This is a genomic window from Kaistella sp. CFF1-2 (genome assembly GCF_059509915.1).
Genome location: NZ_JCAKLF010000001.1, coordinates 179,456 through 198,108 on the forward strand (window position 1 = coordinate 179,456; position 18,653 = coordinate 198,108).

15 protein-coding genes are annotated in these 18,653 nt (G+C 36.1%); 6 read left to right on the forward strand and 9 right to left on the reverse strand.

What is annotated here, in order from left to right; all coding sequences use genetic code 11:
* Positions 1–14: 14 nt before the first annotated feature.
* The 3 genes from AC5XHR_RS00845 to AC5XHR_RS00855 all read right to left on the reverse strand — a co-directional run bounded on the left by AC5XHR_RS00845 (position 15) and on the right by AC5XHR_RS00855 (position 3,909).
* Positions 15–2,867: a heavy metal translocating P-type ATPase gene (locus AC5XHR_RS00845; RefSeq protein WP_495948876.1), complete on the reverse strand. Its 2,853-nt coding sequence runs from the start codon at positions 2,865–2,867 to the stop codon at positions 15–17.
* An 85-nt stretch (positions 2,868–2,952) separates the two neighbouring features.
* Positions 2,953–3,513 carry a helix-turn-helix domain-containing protein gene (locus AC5XHR_RS00850; RefSeq protein ID WP_495948877.1) on the reverse strand — a complete coding sequence of 187 codons (561 nt, stop codon included), beginning with the start codon at positions 3,511–3,513 and terminating at the stop codon, positions 2,953–2,955.
* A gap of 3 nt (positions 3,514–3,516) precedes the next feature.
* Entirely contained in the window at positions 3,517–3,909 is a 393-nt protein-coding gene (locus tag AC5XHR_RS00855) for an acyl-CoA thioesterase (protein WP_495948878.1), read from the reverse strand.
* A gap of 152 nt (positions 3,910–4,061) precedes the next feature.
* Here AC5XHR_RS00855 and AC5XHR_RS00860 point away from each other — a divergent pair, with 152 nt between their 5' ends.
* A complete protein-coding gene (locus AC5XHR_RS00860) occupies positions 4,062–4,931 on the forward strand; it encodes an aldo/keto reductase (protein WP_495948879.1) in 870 nt (289 codons plus the stop codon).
* A 36-nt stretch (positions 4,932–4,967) separates the two neighbouring features.
* On the opposite strand, the gene AC5XHR_RS00865 is transcribed toward AC5XHR_RS00860, so the two are convergent.
* The 4 genes from AC5XHR_RS00865 to AC5XHR_RS00880 form a co-directional block, all read right to left on the reverse strand.
* A complete protein-coding gene (locus AC5XHR_RS00865) occupies positions 4,968–5,576 on the reverse strand; it encodes a DUF4230 domain-containing protein (protein WP_495948880.1) in 609 nt (202 codons plus the stop codon).
* A 6-nt stretch (positions 5,577–5,582) separates the two neighbouring features.
* Positions 5,583–6,140, reverse strand: coding sequence for a TlpA family protein disulfide reductase (locus tag AC5XHR_RS00870; RefSeq protein ID WP_495948881.1), 558 nt, complete (start codon positions 6,138–6,140; stop codon positions 5,583–5,585).
* Between the two features lie 12 nt (positions 6,141–6,152).
* Positions 6,153–6,620, reverse strand: coding sequence for a pyrophosphohydrolase domain-containing protein (locus AC5XHR_RS00875; protein WP_495948882.1), 468 nt, complete (start codon positions 6,618–6,620; stop codon positions 6,153–6,155).
* An 88-nt stretch (positions 6,621–6,708) separates the two neighbouring features.
* Positions 6,709–7,851 (reverse strand): acyl-CoA dehydrogenase family protein, encoded by a 1,143-nt coding sequence (locus AC5XHR_RS00880; protein ID WP_495948883.1) that lies wholly within the window; start codon positions 7,849–7,851, stop codon positions 6,709–6,711.
* Between the two features lie 214 nt (positions 7,852–8,065).
* Between AC5XHR_RS00880 and AC5XHR_RS00885 the strand changes: the two genes are divergently transcribed.
* The 4 genes from AC5XHR_RS00885 (at position 8,066) to purF (ending at position 11,687) form a co-directional block, all read left to right on the forward strand.
* Entirely contained in the window at positions 8,066–8,671 is a 606-nt protein-coding gene (locus tag AC5XHR_RS00885; protein WP_495948884.1) for a SatD family protein, read from the forward strand.
* A 1-nt stretch (position 8,672) separates the two neighbouring features.
* A complete protein-coding gene (locus tag AC5XHR_RS00890) occupies positions 8,673–9,371 on the forward strand; it encodes a DUF3307 domain-containing protein (protein ID WP_495948885.1) in 699 nt (232 codons plus the stop codon).
* Between the two features lie 64 nt (positions 9,372–9,435).
* Positions 9,436–10,158 (forward strand): phosphoribosylaminoimidazolesuccinocarboxamide synthase, encoded by a 723-nt coding sequence (gene purC, locus AC5XHR_RS00895; protein ID WP_495948886.1) that lies wholly within the window; start codon positions 9,436–9,438, stop codon positions 10,156–10,158.
* Between the two features lie 35 nt (positions 10,159–10,193).
* Complete coding sequence (purF, locus tag AC5XHR_RS00900; protein ID WP_495948887.1) at positions 10,194–11,687, forward strand: amidophosphoribosyltransferase; 1,494 nt, start codon at positions 10,194–10,196, stop codon at positions 11,685–11,687.
* A 74-nt stretch (positions 11,688–11,761) separates the two neighbouring features.
* Here the strand turns inward: purF and porV are convergent, their stop codons facing one another.
* Positions 11,762–12,922, reverse strand: a complete 1,161-nt coding sequence (gene porV / locus AC5XHR_RS00905; RefSeq protein WP_495948888.1) for a type IX secretion system outer membrane channel protein PorV — start codon at positions 12,920–12,922, stop codon at positions 11,762–11,764.
* A gap of 16 nt (positions 12,923–12,938) precedes the next feature.
* Complete coding sequence (gene porU / locus AC5XHR_RS00910; RefSeq protein ID WP_495948889.1) at positions 12,939–16,850, reverse strand: type IX secretion system sortase PorU; 3,912 nt, start codon at positions 16,848–16,850, stop codon at positions 12,939–12,941.
* Positions 16,851–17,002: 152 nt separating this feature from the next.
* On the opposite strand from porU, the gene gldJ reads away from it, so the two are divergent.
* Entirely contained in the window at positions 17,003–18,613 is a 1,611-nt protein-coding gene (gldJ, locus tag AC5XHR_RS00915; RefSeq protein WP_495948890.1) for a gliding motility lipoprotein GldJ, read from the forward strand.
* Positions 18,614–18,653 lie beyond the last annotated feature (40 nt).

Here is an 18,653-nt window from a genome sequence, read left to right on the forward strand (position 1 = left end):
ATTATGCCATAAAATTAAGCATCTAAATCCAATTTAGCCGAATTTAATCGAAGTGAATTTAATATTACGGAAACCGAACTCAAACTCATTGCTGCTGCAGCAATCATCGGACTTAATAAAATTCCAAATGTACTGTATAAGACTCCCGCTGCAATTGGAATTCCAACTACGTTGTAAATGAACGCAAAGAATAGGTTTTCTTTAATATTTCGCAACAATTTCTCACTAAGAATTTTCGCTTTTGCGATTCCTAAAATATCGCCTTTAATCAAGGTGATTTCAGAGCTTTCAATTGCGGCATCACTTCCTGTTCCCATCGCAATGCCTACATTAGATTGCGCCAAAGCAGGGGCGTCATTTATTCCGTCTCCCGTCATGGCAACCACTTTTCCTTCATTTTGAAGATTTTTAATGGCATTCATTTTATCTTCTGGAAGACAAGAGGCTTTGTATTCATCAATGTTTAAGGTTTGAGCAACGGTTTTTGCTGAAACTTCATTATCTCCCGTCATCATGATTACTTTTACGCCTTTTTTATGTAAGAAATCGATGGCTTGTTTTGAAGTGGCTTTTAGTTGATCTTCAAAACTGATAATTCCAATAATCTCTTTTTCATTGGCTAAGAATGAAATGGTTTTACCAACAAATTCAGGTTTAGCTAATTCAGCTTCGATTTGAGAAGAAAAAGCAAGGTTTTGAGCCTTCATCAAACGATCGTTTCCAAGGAAATATTTGATATTGTTAATGAATCCACTTACTCCATTTCCTGTAATGTTTTCAAATTGATCAACAGCAAGGCTTTCGCTATGATTTTCTTCAACTTTCTTCATAACCGCTTTTGATAACGGGTGATCCGAATGCGCATTCAATGACGCTGCAATTTGTAGAACTTCATTTTGGTTGGAATTTCCGCAAGCGTAAACTGCTTTTACACTTGGTTTTCCTTCCGTTAATGTTCCTGTTTTATCGGTAATCAACGTATCAACTTTGTTCATTTCTTCGAGAGCTTCCGCATTTTTAATCAAAATTCCATTTTTCGCTCCTTTTCCAATTCCGACCATTAAACTCATTGGTGTTGCTAATCCTAAAGCACATGGACAAGCTACTATTAACACGGCAATGGCGTTTGTAATTGCATAAGCAATTCGGTTTTCGCCTCCGAAAATAAACCATAAAACAAAGGTTAGAACAGAGATTGCAATTACGACAGGTACAAAGACACTCGAAACTTTATCGACCAACTTTTGAATTGGCGCTTTCGAGCGACTTGCTTCATGAACCATTTTAATAATATGCGCTAAAACCGTTTCATCACCCACTTTTTCAGCTTCCATCAACATAGAACCGTTCTGATTCAATGTTCCTGAAGTCAAAGGGTCGCCTTTTTCTTTGTGAACAGGCATAGGCTCACCAGAAATCATACTTTCATCAACACTTGAAGTTCCTTCAAGAACTTTTCCATCCACCGGAATTTTTTCACCCGATTTAATACGTAAAATAGCTCCTTTTTTAATTTCAGAAACCGCAACCACCTTTTCCTTACCATCAATAACTAAATTAGCCTTTTCTGGCGCTAGATTCATTAATTCTTCAATGGCTTTTCCTGTTCTCTGATGTGCTTTCGCTTCTAACATTTGACCCATAATAACCAAAGTTAAAATCACAGCAACAGACTCAAAATAGAGTGGTGCTTTGCCTCCATGTTGTAATTCGTGTGGTAAAGCGTTTGGAAATACTAATGCGAAAATACTGAACAAAAATGCCGCTCCAACTCCTAAAGCAATTAGGGAGAACATGTTGAGTTTCCAATTTTTAAATGATCGCCAGCCACGAACCATGATAAACCAACCTGCATAAAACAATACTGGAAGTGTCAAAACGAGTTCGATATATCCTTGTACTTGGTGGGAAAACGGCCAATCAATCCACATGCCACCCATTGAAATAATGAACAAAGGAACCGTAAATACGAGAGCAATTAAAAATTTGTTTCGTAGATTTTTATAGGTTTCATCTTCCGCTGAGTTATTTTTGGAAGCCATCGGAACCAAATCCATCCCGCAAATAGGACAATCACCAGGATGATCTTGCACAATTTCCGAGTGCATTGGACACGTGTACGTCGTTTTTTGCTTCTCCGGAATTTTCACTAAATCCATTCCACAAACTGGACAACCAACATTAGAATCATAGACTTTATCGCCCTCACAAAACATCGGACAATAGTATTTCCCAGCATTGGATTCGTTTTGAACTAGTGCATCAGACACGTGATTTTGTTCATGTTCATGATGATGTGTATGTGAGTGTCCGTGCGAATATCCGTTTTTTACTAAATCCTCGCTAATTGGTTCTAAATGCATGTGACATATCGGGCAATCTCCATGTTCTTTGTAGGTTTTATCACCTTCACAAAACATTGGACAATAATGTTCGCCAATTTTGGTTTTGAAACTTTCAGGGAGATTGGTTTTTGAAAATGTTGCCGTTTGCTTGCTTCCTTTCTTTTCTTCAATAGGAACCAAATACATTTTACAAACCGGACAACGCTCACTTTGTTTAAAATAGACCTTTTCGCCTTCACATTCCATTGGGCAATAATATACTGAACTTGGCGAAACGCGATCTTGTGGCTTCACAAATGTGTTGGGAGCCGCAACACTAGGATCTACCAATTGATAGTTTCCTATTTTTTTAATCTCTTGATTCAAAAATTCGACATCGATAGGATACTCCGAGTGGATGGTTGCTTCATTTTTTTCTAATGAAACATGGGCATGTATATTGGGTAGGGAGTTGAGGGCTTCGGTGATTTTCTTTTGACATCCCGAACAACTCATTCCTTGAATTTGAAGTGTTTTTTCCATAGTATGAAATTGATTTAACAAAGTTCGGACTTTGTAAGGGAAGCAACTTATACAACTATGGAAAAGATTTGCAAAATCTAGAAAACTAAATTTGATCTAACGGTTTTCGGTTTTTAACTTTTAATTTTTGAAACTGAGTTGGCGAAAAACCAGTTACTTTTTTGAATTGATTAGATAAATGTTGAATGCTATGATAGCCTAACATATGAGAGATTTCCGTTAAAGTGAATTGATTGTAAACCAACAGTTCTTTCACTTTCTCAATCTTTTGTAGAATAAAAAATTGTTCTAAAGTGAGATTTTCAATTTGAGAGAACAGTTTGGAAATTGAGCTGTAGTCTTTGTTTTCGTTTTCTGAAATAAATTCGGATAAAACAAAATGACCTTCAATATCAAGTTGTGCGATTTTAGAAATCAACAGCTTTTTGATGTTCTCGATTCTAATTTTTGTCGGTTCTTCCAGAATTTCGAATCCAACTTCTTGAAGCTTTTCTGTAATAAGCTCCAATTGCTCGTTAGTAAGAGATTTTTCTAGTTGAACCTCACCAAGATCAATGTTTTTTAGGGAAATTTTATGCGCATCAAAAATCTGCTGTACTGAAAGAATACAACGATTACAAACCATATTTTTGATGCTTAAAATCATGGATTAGTCATTTTTTAGACGATCGTCGACGTATTCAATTTCCGTTTTTCCGTGACGAGTTGGGTTACCATTTTCATCAAGAGCCACGAAAACAATTTTATCAATGGTAATGATGGGTTGACGCGTCATTTTGTTACGAACTTCACATCGCAAGGTTAGGGAAGTATGTCCATAACCTGTTGGTTCAATCCCGATTTCAATAATATCACCTTGTTTTGCAGAACTAACGAAGTTAATTTCTGACATATATTTCGTTACGCAACGCGGATTTTCTAACTGAATTATCGCATATAATGCTGCTTCTTCATCAATCCATTGCAAAAGCCTTCCTCCAAATAAAGAATGATTTGGGTTCAGATCTTCCGGTTTTATCCATTTACGTGTATTGTAATTCATGTTCGAAAATTTATACAAAGATAGAGGATTCTTTCGTGATAAAGCCTAATTAGAAAGATAGACGTTATCAATTTATTTTTAGAAGATTGTAATTCTAAGTCCATATTTTGCTAAAAATATCTGTAATTTTGATTTCTAAATTTTAGAAAAGAATGAAATTTTCACCTTTGATAATTGGTTGTATGCGTTGGGGAACTTGGGGCGCGAACTATACTACAACTGAATTGAAAAGCCTGATTAATGGCTGTTTAGAAAATGGTTTATATACCTTTGATCATGCCGATATTTACGGAAATTATACCACAGAAAAACAGTTTGGTGATGCGTTGAAAGAAATGGAATTGGATCGAAGCGATTTTCAATTGATTTCCAAATGCGGTATTGAACTTCCTGGTGGAGAAGCTCCTTTTACGTTGAAAGCTTACAATTATTCAGAAGATTATATTCTTAAAAGTGTTGAAAAATCCTTACAAAATCTACGTACGGAGTATTTGGATTTGTTTCTAATGCATCGTCCATCGCCTTTGTTAGATCCCGAAATTATTGCTACCGCTTTTACCAAATTAAAAGACCAAGGAAAAGTGAAAAATTTTGGGGTAAGCAATTTTTCAAAATCGCAAGTGGATTTGGTTTCAACTTATTTTCCATATTTGTTGACCAATCAAATTGAAATTTCGGTAAATCAAATTCAATCGTTTTATGATGGAACGTTGGATCAAATGATGATTCGAAAGATGACTCCAACGGCTTGGTCTGTGATGGGAACGTATTTTACGGAACCGGAAACGGAGCAAAATAAACGAATTAAACGTGTTTTTTCCGACTTGCAAGAAAAGTATCAAGCAAGTGAAAGTCAACTCATTTTAGCCTTTCTATTAAAGCATCCTGCGAAAATTGTCCCGATTATAGGAAGCACGAAATTAGGCAATATTTTAGATGCAAAAAAAGCGTTAGAATTGGACTTAGACCGAAAAGATTGGTTCTTAATTTTGGAAGCGATCCAAGGAAATGAAGTTCCTTAAAAAGAAAAAAGACGGAAAAAATATCCGCCTTTTTGTTTATAATTGAGTCACGTCTATTAAGCCCGTTTTATCTTCAATTTTATAGTTTAAAGCTTTCGCTAAGACAAAAATCTGATTGAGATTTTCCTTCAATTGCTTTCGCCCTTCAGCGATTAACAATTGTTGGTTAACTTCTTTAAAAGCTTTGTCTTTTGCATTTTTTTGGATACGTTTAATATCCGACTCATCAAAACGATCAATAATAGAATCGTCCATAGATTGGATTTCAACGCTAGGAATAATCTTAATTTCTGGTTCTGGAAGTTGCTTAATAATCAACTTTTTATTGATAGAATCTACTTCCATTTCCATTTTATTGAGATCGTACGAAACCTGTGCATTGGTTTTCGTGTACATAATTAGGGTTTTGGTTGTAGAAACCGGCACCAAACCGCCCAACAAATCACTCGTTACTTTGGTTTTATGCATTGACGAACTTTCTTGCTCCATCACCACCATTTTGTTCATCCTTTTAATCTGATTCGTGATTACATAATAATCATTCGTCATCGTCCCACTCGTTTTTTGTAGGATTTTATAGATTAAAAAAGAGAGTAGTATGGCTGCTAAAAAACCAATGAGTATTCCTATTCCTGTTCTTTTCAAAATGTTTTATTTTTTTAATAAACCTTCGGCATTATCTTTTTGTAAGATTTGTAATAAATCTTTTTCGATAAATCCAGATTGAGTATGTTCAACAATTCGGCCAATCTCTTTTCCATATTTTTTTACGATAATCGTTGGCACTCGAGAAATGTTGTAAATACCTTCTTCACCATTTGGAGATTCTTTTTTACGGTTTACCGCGATGATTGTCAACTTTGATTGTGGAAACTTCGTAGCGTCTAGAATCTTCATAAAACGTGGAAAATCTCGGTGGCTATCGCCGCACCAAGTTCCAAGAAAAACTACAAGTTGATAGGAATTAAATTTTTCTTTTTTTAATCCAGCTAAAGCTTCCTGATCGATTTGATAATTGTCGTATTGAGGCTGATACCAAGATGTGAAAGGTTCTTTTTTAAATTGATCTGCTGTTTGAGTTCCCAACAACATAATCCCTTCATTAGGCGTTTCTACTTGTCTGTTGACAACTACTTTTTGCGCTTGGCAAGATTGTAAACCTGCGATAATGCTTAATGCAAATGCAAATTTGAAAATATTCTTTTTCATTAGTGTGTTAAATTATTTATCTAAAATTGTTTTTAAATCAGCTGGAGAGTATTTTACACTTTTTAATACTTTATTATCCTCAATTCGGTGAACATTGATTTTGTCTCCTGAAACTTCTGAATAGGCATCTTGCCCTTTTTCTTTATAATGCTGAATGGTTGCATCTGCTTCTTCTTGTGTTGCACAAGCTTTTGACATATTGGAACGTTGAACTTCATTAAAAAGTTCCACAAATTTATCGCCCAATCCAAATTCCAAAACCGCGCCTGAAAGTACGTATTGCAAATCGCAAAGTGCATCAGCAACTTCTACCAAATCGTTATTGGCAATTGCTTCCTTAAGCTCGTCTAATTCTTCTTGTAAAAGTTTTACCCTAAGCTCGGCTCTATCAGAAGATGGAATCGTTGGGGTAGGTAGGATAGGTGCATTAAATGTTTTGTGAAATTCGGCTACTTGATTCAGACTATCTATTTTCTCCACGCTTTTATAATATTTTGAACAAAGATAAAAAAATATCAATCTTGATGAGTCAAAAAAAATAGACCGCCTTAGCGATCTATTTTCTATTTTATGATTTGGTGATGTCTCTTCCGATAACCAATCTTTGGATTTCTGAAGTTCCTTCTCCAATAGTACATAGCTTGGAATCTCGATAGTATTTTTCTGCTGGGAAATCTTTGGTATAACCGTAACCACCGAAAATTTGTAAAGCATTATTCGCAATACGAACGCATGCTTCTGACGCGTACAATTTTGCCATGGCACCTTCACGAGTCATTTTTTGCTTAGCGTTTTTCAATGTAGAAGCACGTTGAATAAGCAATTCAGCTGCATCAATTTCCGTTGCCATATCTGCAAGCATGAAGTTTACCGCTTGGAAATTTGCAATCGGTTGACCAAATTGATTTCTTTCTTTAGCATATTTCAAAGCTGCTTTGTAAGCACCACGAGCGATTCCTAAACTTAACGCTGCGATAGAAATTCTACCACCGTCAAGAATTTTCATCGCTTGTTTGAAACCTTCACCAACTTCACCTAAACGATGAGAATCAGGAACGCGAACATTATCAAAAATTAATTCTGCTGTTTCAGAAGCTCTCATTCCTAGCTTGTTTTCTTTCTTTCCAGACGTGAAACCAGCCATTCCTTTTTCTAATACAAAAGCGGTTGAGTTATTTTTAGCTCCTTTTTCACCAGTTCTTGTCATTACCACCGCAATATCTCCTGAAATTGCATGCGTGATGAAGTTTTTCGCTCCGTTGATAATCCAATCGTCACCATCTTTTACAGCAGTTGTTGACATTCCACCCGAATCAGAACCTGTGTTGTGTTCTGTAAGTCCCCAAGCTCCAATTACTTTTCCAGAAGCCAATTGAGGAAGCCATTTGTGACGTTGCTCTTCGGTTCCGAATTCGTAAATATGGTTGGTGCATAATGAATTATGTGCTGCTACAGATAGACCGATAGAAGGATCTACTTGCGATATTTCGTCTAAAACGGCAACATATTCATGATATCCCAGCCCAGAACCGCCGTATTCTTCAGGAATTACAATTCCCATAAATCCCATTTCACCTAATTGATGAAACAAATCTTTAGGGAATGTTTGGCTTTCGTCCCAGTCCATAATATTGGGTCTGATATTTTTTTCGGCGAATTCTTTTGCCGTTTCAGCTATCATTTTTAAGTTGTCGATTTGTGCTACGTCCATTGAGTTTTTAATTTTCTCAAATATAAATATTTTTTAGATATCCTTTTTCACTGAATTTTTTCGTTAAAATCAAGTTTTTTTATTTATTAGCTCTTTACCTTATATTGATAGAATATTAGCTTTTAAACTTATAAAAAGAAACGCCTATTTTTTATATTAGCCGAAATCCTTATAATTTTGATTTATTAGTAAAAATGCTTATTTTTGTAGCATCATGATCGCAGTTATCACCGGTGACATTATCAACTCTCAGCAATCAGAAACTTCTCTTTGGCTGAATGATCTCAAAACGCTTCTAACAACTTGGGGAGAAGCACCCAAAACTTGGGAAATCTATCGTGGCGACGAGTTTCAAATAAAATGTACAATTGACGAAGTTTTTCAGAAGTTTTTAGCGATAAAATCGTTGATAAAAACGCATGAAAACCTCGATGTTCGCATCGCTATCGGAATCGGAGAGGAGCAATATGCTTCAGAAAAAATCACCGAATCTAACGGAACAGCGTATGTAAACTCAGGACGTTTGCTCAATGATTTGAAATCTTTAGGAAGAAATCTTGCCATACAAACACCTGATGAAAAGCTCAATCGAGACCTAAACATGGTTTTTAAATGGTGTTCTACCGATTTTGATACATGGACTGTAGCGACTTCTGAAATTATCCACGAACACATGACTTGCCCTGATATTACGCAGGAAGATTTGGCTAAGAAGTTAAATATTACGCAATCTTCGGTAAGCCAACGTGTAAAGAGAGCCAATCTGGACCTCATCAAAGAAACCGACCAATATTTCCGCAAAAAAATAGTAGAGTTGTAGTATGATCATCACCCAACTCATATTGGCCCACCTTTTAGGAGATTTTATCTTGCAGCCCACATCATGGGTAAAAGATAAAGAAGCTCGAAAGGGGAAAAGTCCCTATTTTGCAGCGCATATTTTGCTGCATTTTGTACTTGCTTGGGTTTGTCTTTGGGATCTCAAACTTTGGTGGATTGCCGCTATAATTGCCATAACTCATGCGATTATTGATTGGTGTAAACTCAACTTTCAAAATGTAAAAACCAAAAGAGCTTGGTTTATTTGGGATCAAATAGCGCATTTGTTGGTTATTCTAGCCGTTGGATTAGGCTATCAATATTTTGAATATTCTTATACATTTTCGATACAAGAATACATCCCAATTATTACAGGAGCTTTGTTTTTAACCATACCTTCTTCTATAATCATCAAGAATTTAATTACGTATTGGACTCCGATGAATCATCCCAAAACGGATATGGAAACCGATTCTTTGGCCAATGCAGGAAAGTATATTGGGATTTTAGAACGGTTATTGGTTTTTGCCTTTATCGTGGTTGATCATTGGGAAGGTGTTGGTTTTATGATCGCAGCAAAATCGGTTTTCCGATTCAGTGATCTGGCTCAAGCCAAACAACGAAAATTAACAGAATATGTATTAATTGGGACGCTTCTAAGTTTTGGAATCGCCATTATTACAGGGATTTTAGTGAAATAAATTAATAATAAATAGTAAAAATTGAAACCCGCTTGTCCGGAGTTTCTATCTAAAAAGGAAAATTATGAGTGAAAAGAGAGAGATGCTTTATGAAGGAAAAGCAAAACAAATCTACCTAACAGATAACCCAGAAGAAGTTGTCGTATACTTCAAAGACGATGCAACAGCCTTCAATGCGCAAAAGAAAGGACAAGTACAATTAAAAGGTGAGATGAACAATGCCATTACGACTTTAATTTTTGAATATTTGAAGGAAAAAGGAATCGATACACACTTTATCAAAATGCTTAACGAAAGAGAACAATTGGTGAGAAAAGTATCAATTATTCCTTTAGAAATGGTTGTTCGTAACTATTCGGCTGGAAGTATGGCGCAACGTTTAGGCGTTGAAGAAGGTATTAAATCTCCAGTGACGATTTTTGATATTTGCTACAAGAAAGATGAGTTGGGAGATCCGTTAATTAATGATCACCACGCTGTTTTCTTAGGTGCAGCAACCTATGAAGAATTAGACGAAATGTATGAACTTACGGACAAAATTAACGAAGCTTTGAAAGAGCTTTTTGATCGTATCAACATCATTTTGGTTGATTTTAAAATCGAATTAGGAAAAACTTCGGATGGTAAAATTGTTTTGGCAGATGAAATTTCGCCAGATACATGCCGTCTTTGGGATAAAGATACGTTGAAGAAATTAGACAAAGACCGTTTCAGAAGAGATCTTGGCGAAGTTACGGAAGCGTATGTTGAAATCTACAACCGATTGAAAGACGAATTAGCAAAATAAAATTCACTCGATCATCAGTCGAAAGAAAAAGAAAAATGAAAACACCAGATATTTTAAAAGAAGAGTATTTACAACAATTCCAAACGCAACCTTACGGTAGAAATATGTTCCGTACCCAAGAGGAAGAATGTTTGGATGCGCCCAATGAAGAGTGTGGGATTTTCGGATTGTATTCTGAAGAAGACATTGATACTTTTTCGCTTTCCCAATTTGGTCTTTTTGCATTGCAGCACAGAGGTCAAGAAGCGTGTGGTATTTCCGTCATGAAGGAGGGAAGAATCAACAATTATAAAGATGAAGGTTTGGTTTTGGATGTTTTTAAAAGCATTCGTGAACCCGAAATGTTTATGGGGAATTCTGTTATCGGGCATACACGTTACACAACCGCAGGAGATAAGAAAAAGTATAATTTTCAACCGTTTTTTGCTAAAAATGAATGGGATCAAATCATCCTATCCATCGCGCACAACGGAAATCTTGTAAACGCTGTTGAATTGCGTAACGAATTGATCGCTGAAGGCGTAACATTCAGAGCGACTTCGGATACGGAAGTTATTTTGAGATTAATTCAGAAAAACCTGGATCTTGGTTTACGTGGAGCGATAAAATATACCATGGAACGTATTGAAGGAGCGTATTCCGTTGTTGGAATGACTCGTAATAAATTCTTCGCTTTCCGTGATTTTAATGGAATTAGACCTTTAGTTTTAGGAGAATTGGATGACAAAACATTTGTCGTAACATCGGAAACTGCGGCTTTAGATGCAGTTGGAGCGAAATATGTTCGTGATGTTGAACCTGGTGAAATTATCTACACCAACGAGAACGAAAAAGGTTTAAAATCCTATAAAGTAAAAGAAGATTGTACGAATAGAATTTGTTCTTTCGAATACATTTATTTTGCTCGTCCTGATACCGAATTAGAAAATGTAAACGTTTATAAAATTCGTGAAAAATCTGGGGAGAAAATTTGGGAGCAAGCACCCGTTGAAGCCGATATTGTGATTGGTGTTCCAGATTCTGGAGTTCCGGCAGCAATTGGTTTTTCCAAAGCTTCGGGAATTCCATTCAGTCCAGTTTTGATTAAGAATAGATATATTGGTAGAAGTTTCATCGTTCCAACTCAAGAAATGAGAGAACGTATTGTAAATCTAAAACTAAATCCAATTATCTCTGAAATCAAGGATAAAAAAGTCGTGATTATCGATGATTCTATCGTACGTGGAACAACGTCTAAACGTTTGGTGAAAATTCTAAAAGATGCAGGAGTGAAGGAAATTCACTTCAGAAGTGTTTCGCCACCAATTATTGCGCCTTGTTTCTTAGGAATTGACACGCCAACAAAAGACGATTTAATTTCGGCCAATATGACGAAAGATGAATTGAAAGATTATTTAGGAGTTGATTCCTTAGAATTCTTAAGCCTTGATAATTTGAAAACAATTTTAGGTAGTAGTGATCATTGTTTCGGATGTTTTACAGAGAAATATCCCGTTGAAAACAAAGAAAATAGATTACCAGCTAACTAAGAATTTTCGAAACTTAGATACAAAAAACTCCGCAACTAGCGGAGTTTTTTGTATTTAATATCTACTTAAAGAAATTAATAATCTGCATTAGATGATGGTCCACCAATATTCCATGTTAAACCAAAACGCAACGTGTTATCCAACGCTGAATTGATTTTTGATGTATTAATTAAGTACGAAAGATCAAGTCCAAAAGATTGGTATTTGAAACCAACACCAACCGTTGCATATTGTCTTCCTCCTTGTTCTGCACTTTCATGGAAATACCCTGTACGAACCGCAAAAGCATCATCATACGAATATTCTACAGCACCACTAAGCATGACACTTTTCTTATTGTTAAATGATTTCCCCATACCTTCCATAACACCAACATTCGGTACATCATAGATCGGTTGATCATCTACATCATGACCTACGATTTCTGGACCAGGAACTAAAAGTTTAGATGCTTCTCCGGAAACACTAATTCTATTCATATCATCCAAAAACAGATCGTATCCAACTCCTAAACGAGCTGTTGTTGGAAGATACGAACGAGATTCTTCATCACCTGTATAATCTAATCTTGGACCGATATTTTGTACTGCCCAACCTGCTTTTACACGACCTTCGTAATCTCCAAAACTCGTATGTTTTTCAGATTGGAAATAACCTGAAACGTCTACTGCAAAAGAGTTTGCTGCTTTTAATGTGTTATCCGAGTTAAATCCTCCTGATAAATCCGATCTCAAGAAACGACCTGTAACCGCCATAGAGTAGGTGTCTGATAATTTCAAACCGTATGCGACGTCGATTGAGAATTCATTGGGCTTTGCAATACCATCACTTACAACTTCAGATCCAGAAATACGAGTAAGGTCAACCTCACCCATATTAAAGTAGTAAATACTTGCGGAGATTGTCGATCTTTCATCTTGATCTAAGTACTGATGATACGCACCATACAATAAGAAAACATCGTTTGTAAGCTTACTCATGTAGGGAGTATAGCTAACACCAATTCCTGAAGTGGTCTTGCTGAACGGGTACTTTGCGGCATTCCAAAACTGAGAAAAGGCATCGGTAGAGGTTACCACACCTTGATCTCCCATACCTCCAGCTCTTGCATCTGGCGAGATTCTCAAAAAGGGAGCCCCGGTAAGAACGGGACGAATGTCGTTTAAGTTTTGTGCTGATGTTGCTACACCTAGTCCTAATCCTAGTCCTAAAAATAGTTTAGCTCTTAATTTCATATCTGTTTTAAATGTGTTACTTCAATAGTACCAGTTTTTCTACACCGCTAGCGCTGCCTTTGCATTTTTCTTGATTTTGACTTCTTGCAAGAACTTTATAAATATACGTTCCTTTTGCAACAGTGGCTCCAAAATCATCTTTTCCGTCCCATTCAATCGCTTGTCTTGGCGTTCGGAAACCTTCTCTAAAAGGTTCTGCCGTTACGCTATTGGTCAAGGTGCGCACCAGTTTCCCAGTGATGGTATATATCTGTACATTCACGTCCAAAATATCGTCACAATTATGTTCGAAGTGAATGTATGTTTTATCAGTAAAAGGATTCGGCCAATTCAACAATCGATTAAGAACCAATTTGTTTTCCGATTCATCTTTTACTACAAAGTTTAACGTAGCAGTTGTTGAATTATTGTTGATATCCCAAACTTTAAATGTTAATTGATGTGGACCTGGAGTTAAATTTCTAAAAGGGTAGCTTACATTCCCTTTTTGATAATCCGCAAGGGTGGTATTAACACATCCATTTCCTTCGCCTGGAGCAAAAAAATCGTTCAAAACCGTTGTATTTACAACTTGTCCGTCCAAAATTACAGTAATATCGTGACCTACACCAGAACCTGTGGAATTAATTCCCGTATCATCGGTGATACACGCTAATAAATTTGGATTCTGATCGGTAATTCCACCATCTGCAAAATTGGTATTATTCATAAACAATTTTACCGTTGGAGGCGTGGAATCATTCAGACCGTTCGGATTAATTTCCCCGACAGGATAGGGTTGATTGAAAAAAACATCTTGTGCATTGGTTTTAGCCGTTTCAAAATTATCGGCATAAACCAAAATTCTACCATCTCCTAAATCATAATTAATATCTTTGGGAACGTAAAATTCAACCACATAATTTCCATTAACAACTTTTCCTGAAGCTTTTACAATTGGTCCATTTTCTTCTTTATATGTAAGAAGAGGAGTCATTCCTCCTGATTTGTCGTTATTTAAGGTTGTCTTAGTCAATTTTTTATCAAAAATATTCACAATCACACGACCCGTATAGTTCGCATCAATAGTTCCTCCAGCGTTTAGAACCTTACCCGAAATTTTCACAAAATCTAAAGCTCGGATTTTCCCTGGAACAGGTGAATCTATCTGATCAATCGTCATTTTTTGTTGTGGTCGGCTTAACTTCATGGCCGGATCGCCCAAGAAATTTACTTTAAGATGATTGGAATTGGCTCCGTACGCTAATTTCGCTTTTAAATGAGCATCTCCCAAAGTATTGAAATCGTTGTTGGAATTTAACTCAAAAAGGGCATTCGTGAAATCACCGGTAAAACCACGTCCGAAACTTACTCCAATCGCTCTACTTGACGTAATCATGGTAGCTGCGCCACCTGTGGGATGTTTGATAACTTGTTCTCCCGTGGACAAAACTTTAGGTTCGTCCCAAAGTGTAAATTCACACGTAATTGTTGATACTAATGGAAAACGGCTGTAAACCGACGTATAATTATTGAAATTTTTGACTTCATCAACAGCCAAAACACGTTCCTGAGCCCAACCGTTGATTCCACCATGTCCGAAATAGAATAAATACAAGGAATTTCCAACATCATTGGAAATCGCTTGATTGACTTGCGGATATCTTTGTCCACCCGCCGAAACTTCTTGTGGGAACGCATCTAAATACAATTTTCGAATGTTATATTCGTTTCGAACGGTTCCAACTTCAAAATTATCAGCAATACTTTTTTCTACCAAGTTGTGGAATGGCACACCACCGTCAAAATCATCATCGGCAACGAAATCCATCTTCATACGCCATTCTCCAAATGGAGACGATTGATTTGGTAAGGCGTTGTAATAAGCGAGTGTTTTATCAACAAGTAATTTGGCTTCCGCAACATTGGATGCGGGTAATCTACCAATAGGAATTGTTGGAAGGTTATTGGAAATATTCGTATCCGTTTGAGGATTTGTTAAAACGATATAATCATCGGTAACAAACGAACTACTATAATCACTACTAAATTCACTTTGATAGGCGCTTACAATATTGTCATTTCCAGATGTTTTATCTTTAAAATCGTAACTCGCATCACCTAAAATCAAAACATATTTTAGCCCTCCTTTGTTGTTTTTTAAATCGGAAATAAAATCTCTAATTCCCGTTAAATCTTTACTTCCCGAAGCATATTCGTTAAAGATTTTCGCAACATCAACAACTGCTGTATTATAGCCACTTTTTGTTTTATGATAATCGGCAATACGTTGTGCTTGTCCAAGCATATCAGCACGTGTAATCACCAAATAATCGATGTTTTGAAGACTTGCTAAATCTTGATTTTCAACTCGACTTACAAATTGAGGATTAAAAGCTTCTTCTGCTTTAAATGCTACAAACTCGTTATTAAAATCCTGGCTATTGGCATTATATCCAAAAGAATACATTCCTGTATTTGAACTCGCATTTTTCTTTCGTTTAACATTCGTAATGTCTGAAACATCCCATATTTGATCTGTTGCAGAAGTATTGCTCATGGTAAAACCATAATTGTCTCCAGAACCTTCGTAAATATCGAAAACGCGAAAGTTCATTTGAGTTCCATTAAAACTCAAATCTTGTTTATACAAAACTTCGGCATAATCAAAATACCAACTTCCATTAGGATTAGCAGCCGTACTTGGAACTAATTTCAAGTCAATTGAATTTCCAGGAATATTGGTTATTATACTTTCAGGATTCTGTTTATAATAGGTTCCTTGACTAGAAGGCGTTGTAATCGTCATTGAATTTTGTCCATTTATAGATGATTGCAATGTATTATTACTCCCATTAAATGATACGACAGAATAGCGATATCGAACCGGATCGGTTGCCAAAATTGGCGTTCTTGTTTTGAAACTAACCGTTTTTTCTGTTGAAAAACTATCATCAACCCAAACTTTTCCTAATTTTAAAAGGTTGAATTTGTCTTGATTGATGTACTGATATTCGTCAAAACGAGTAAAGTTTTCTCCTGTAATTGGCGTATTTTCTTCTGTAATTCGTTTTCCTGGACCTTGATCAAAACTGATGAAATAATACGAATAATCATCGTAGATATTCTGAACGTGTAAAGAGCGATCATTACGATAATCACGTTGCGCATTTCCATATCCAACGCGTCCAAACAGATTATATCCAGTCGGTCCTTGAGCATAAAACAAGGCGTAATCTTGATCATTCCAAGTTCCGTCTTCTTCACCAACCATTTGGATGGCTACTTCTTGCAATGCATTGTAACGTGAATCTCCATTAAATTCAGGAAGCAATACGCCACCATTTCCGTAAACTCTAAAGTTTTGTGGATTTACAGAATTTACATTAATTCCATTATCGGATAAAAATTTCTTGGTGATTCTAAAAACTCCAGACTTATCAACTTTAATTTTATAGAAAGTTCCGCTTTTTAAAGGATTGTTTGTCGTTCCAGTTTTAGAAGCGATTCCGCTTTTTCGAGCAATATTCTGTACATCAGGAACAATTTCAAAAGATTCTAAACGATAAAGTTGGTTATTTTCACGTTTCAGCGTTGCGATTTTCGCTTGATAGATTTCACCATCTTCCTTTGTATTAGGAAAATAGGATACCCCTTTTATTTCGTAATCACCAATCGCGTTGATGTCGGTTTCAAAAATATCCGAAGAATTTACTTTCGTCCATTGCAGCTTATCAACTTTGACTTTACTGCCAATGGATTTATTTTTTACATTAATAAAAACGTTGCCGTTTTCTACAGAATAGCCTTCATTTGAGAATTTAGGATATATACGTTTTTCAAAACCGTAATCTACCGTTTCTGTTCCTTGCCATTGCAAGTTCACTATTTGTGCGTAAACGCCTGTCGATAAACCTAAAAATAGAAATGCTCCAATACTAAATTTCATACATTTGAATTCGTGGTACAAAATAAACGAAAAAAATATAAGAATGGTGTATACAATAAATTTTAATTATGTTCGTTAACCAAAAAAAGTAGATAGCTACTTGATTAATTGGATAATTTATATTTTCTTTGTACGAAATTTTAATAACTAAGATGAAAAGAATTCGAAATATTTCTTTTTTAGCCTTAAGTTCTGCTCTTGTGTTAGTTAGCTGCGGCGGTAACAATACCAAGAAAGGGGGAGGAACTAAAAAATTTACCAGCCAAGCAGGTTGGAAAGCGAACGACCAAAAAGGTTGGTTCTTTTCTGCTAAGCCTCAGAAACAAAAAGGTTGGCCTAATATGGTGTATGTAGAAGGCGGAACATTTACCATGGGATTGGTAAAAGATGACGTGATGCATGACTGGAATAATACACCAAGAAGAATGCAAGTAAGTTCTTTTTTCATCAGTGAAACAGAAACAACCAATTACGATTATCGTTCGTATGTTACTTGGTTGAAGTATGTATTTCCACCATCAGATCCAAGTTTTTCTAATATTTATAATGGTGCTTTACCAGATACTTTAGTTTGGGTAAACAACCTTTCAAGAAACGATTTTTCTGAAACGTATTTTAGATCTTCAGAATATGATTATTATCCTGTAGTTGGAGTTTCTTGGTCTCAGGCTTCAAAATATTGTGAATGGCTTACCGATAGAGCAAACGAAAAAGCTCTAATGGAAAAAGGAATTATTGATAAGAATTTATACGTAAATGATAGTAACAACCAAGGGACTTCATCATTTACTTTAGATAAATATCGTGCTAATGATCCTGAAATGCAGTCATACCTTAATATGCAGCGAGCACAAAAAGCGACAGGAATCAAAACGTCAAATGAAAGAATTTTAGCAGCAAACAGAAACGCCACGGCAGGAGTTGTAGAAAAATTCAGACTTCCAACAGAAGTTGAATGGGAATTTGCAGCTTTAGGAATGCAAAAAAATCGTGAGTACAATATGTACTTAGGAAAAGAACCTAAAATAGAAGATCTTCGTGGCCAGAAAGGTAGAAACAGAGGGATGTTCCTAGAAAACTTCAAATACGGACGTGGAGATTATTCTGGTCCTGCAGGTTGGAAGAATGATGGTGCAGCAATTACTTCAGACGTAAGACAATTTCAATCCAATGACTTAGGGATCTTCGGAATGTTCGGTAACGTTGCAGAATGGACTGCGGATGTCTATCGTCCAATTATCGATGATGAAGGAAACGACTTCAACTATTATAGAGGAAATGTTGTTCAGCAGAAAGTTAAAAATCCTGATGGAACCTACAAAATGATCCAAGGAACTGAGGTTAAATACGACACTTTGGCTAATGGAAAAATCGTTTATAGAGGTTTACCAGGACAATACGAAAGAGAAACTGTTGCAGATTACAGAAATTTCCGTGATGGTGATTTCATGTCGTCTTTAGAGGCTGGTTACGGAAGAGAAGTTGATAGTACAAGTGCAAACTTTTCCATGTATAACTCTCCTAAGAAACGTTTCAGAGTGGATGAGCATGGACGTGTAATCATGGAAAAAGATCGTTCAGTAAGAACAAGTGAGGTTTCTGATGAAGTTCGTGTTGTAAAAGGAGGTTCTTGGAAAGACACAGCATATTGGCTTGATCCAGGACAAAGAAGATTCAAAAATGAAGGTAAAGGTTATGGTTGGATTGGTTTCCGTGTAGCGCAAGATGCAAAGAGCCAAGGAAAAGCCAGATCAAAAAGATAAGCTTTCTTAAAATAAACACAAATCCTTTCTAAGTTTAGAA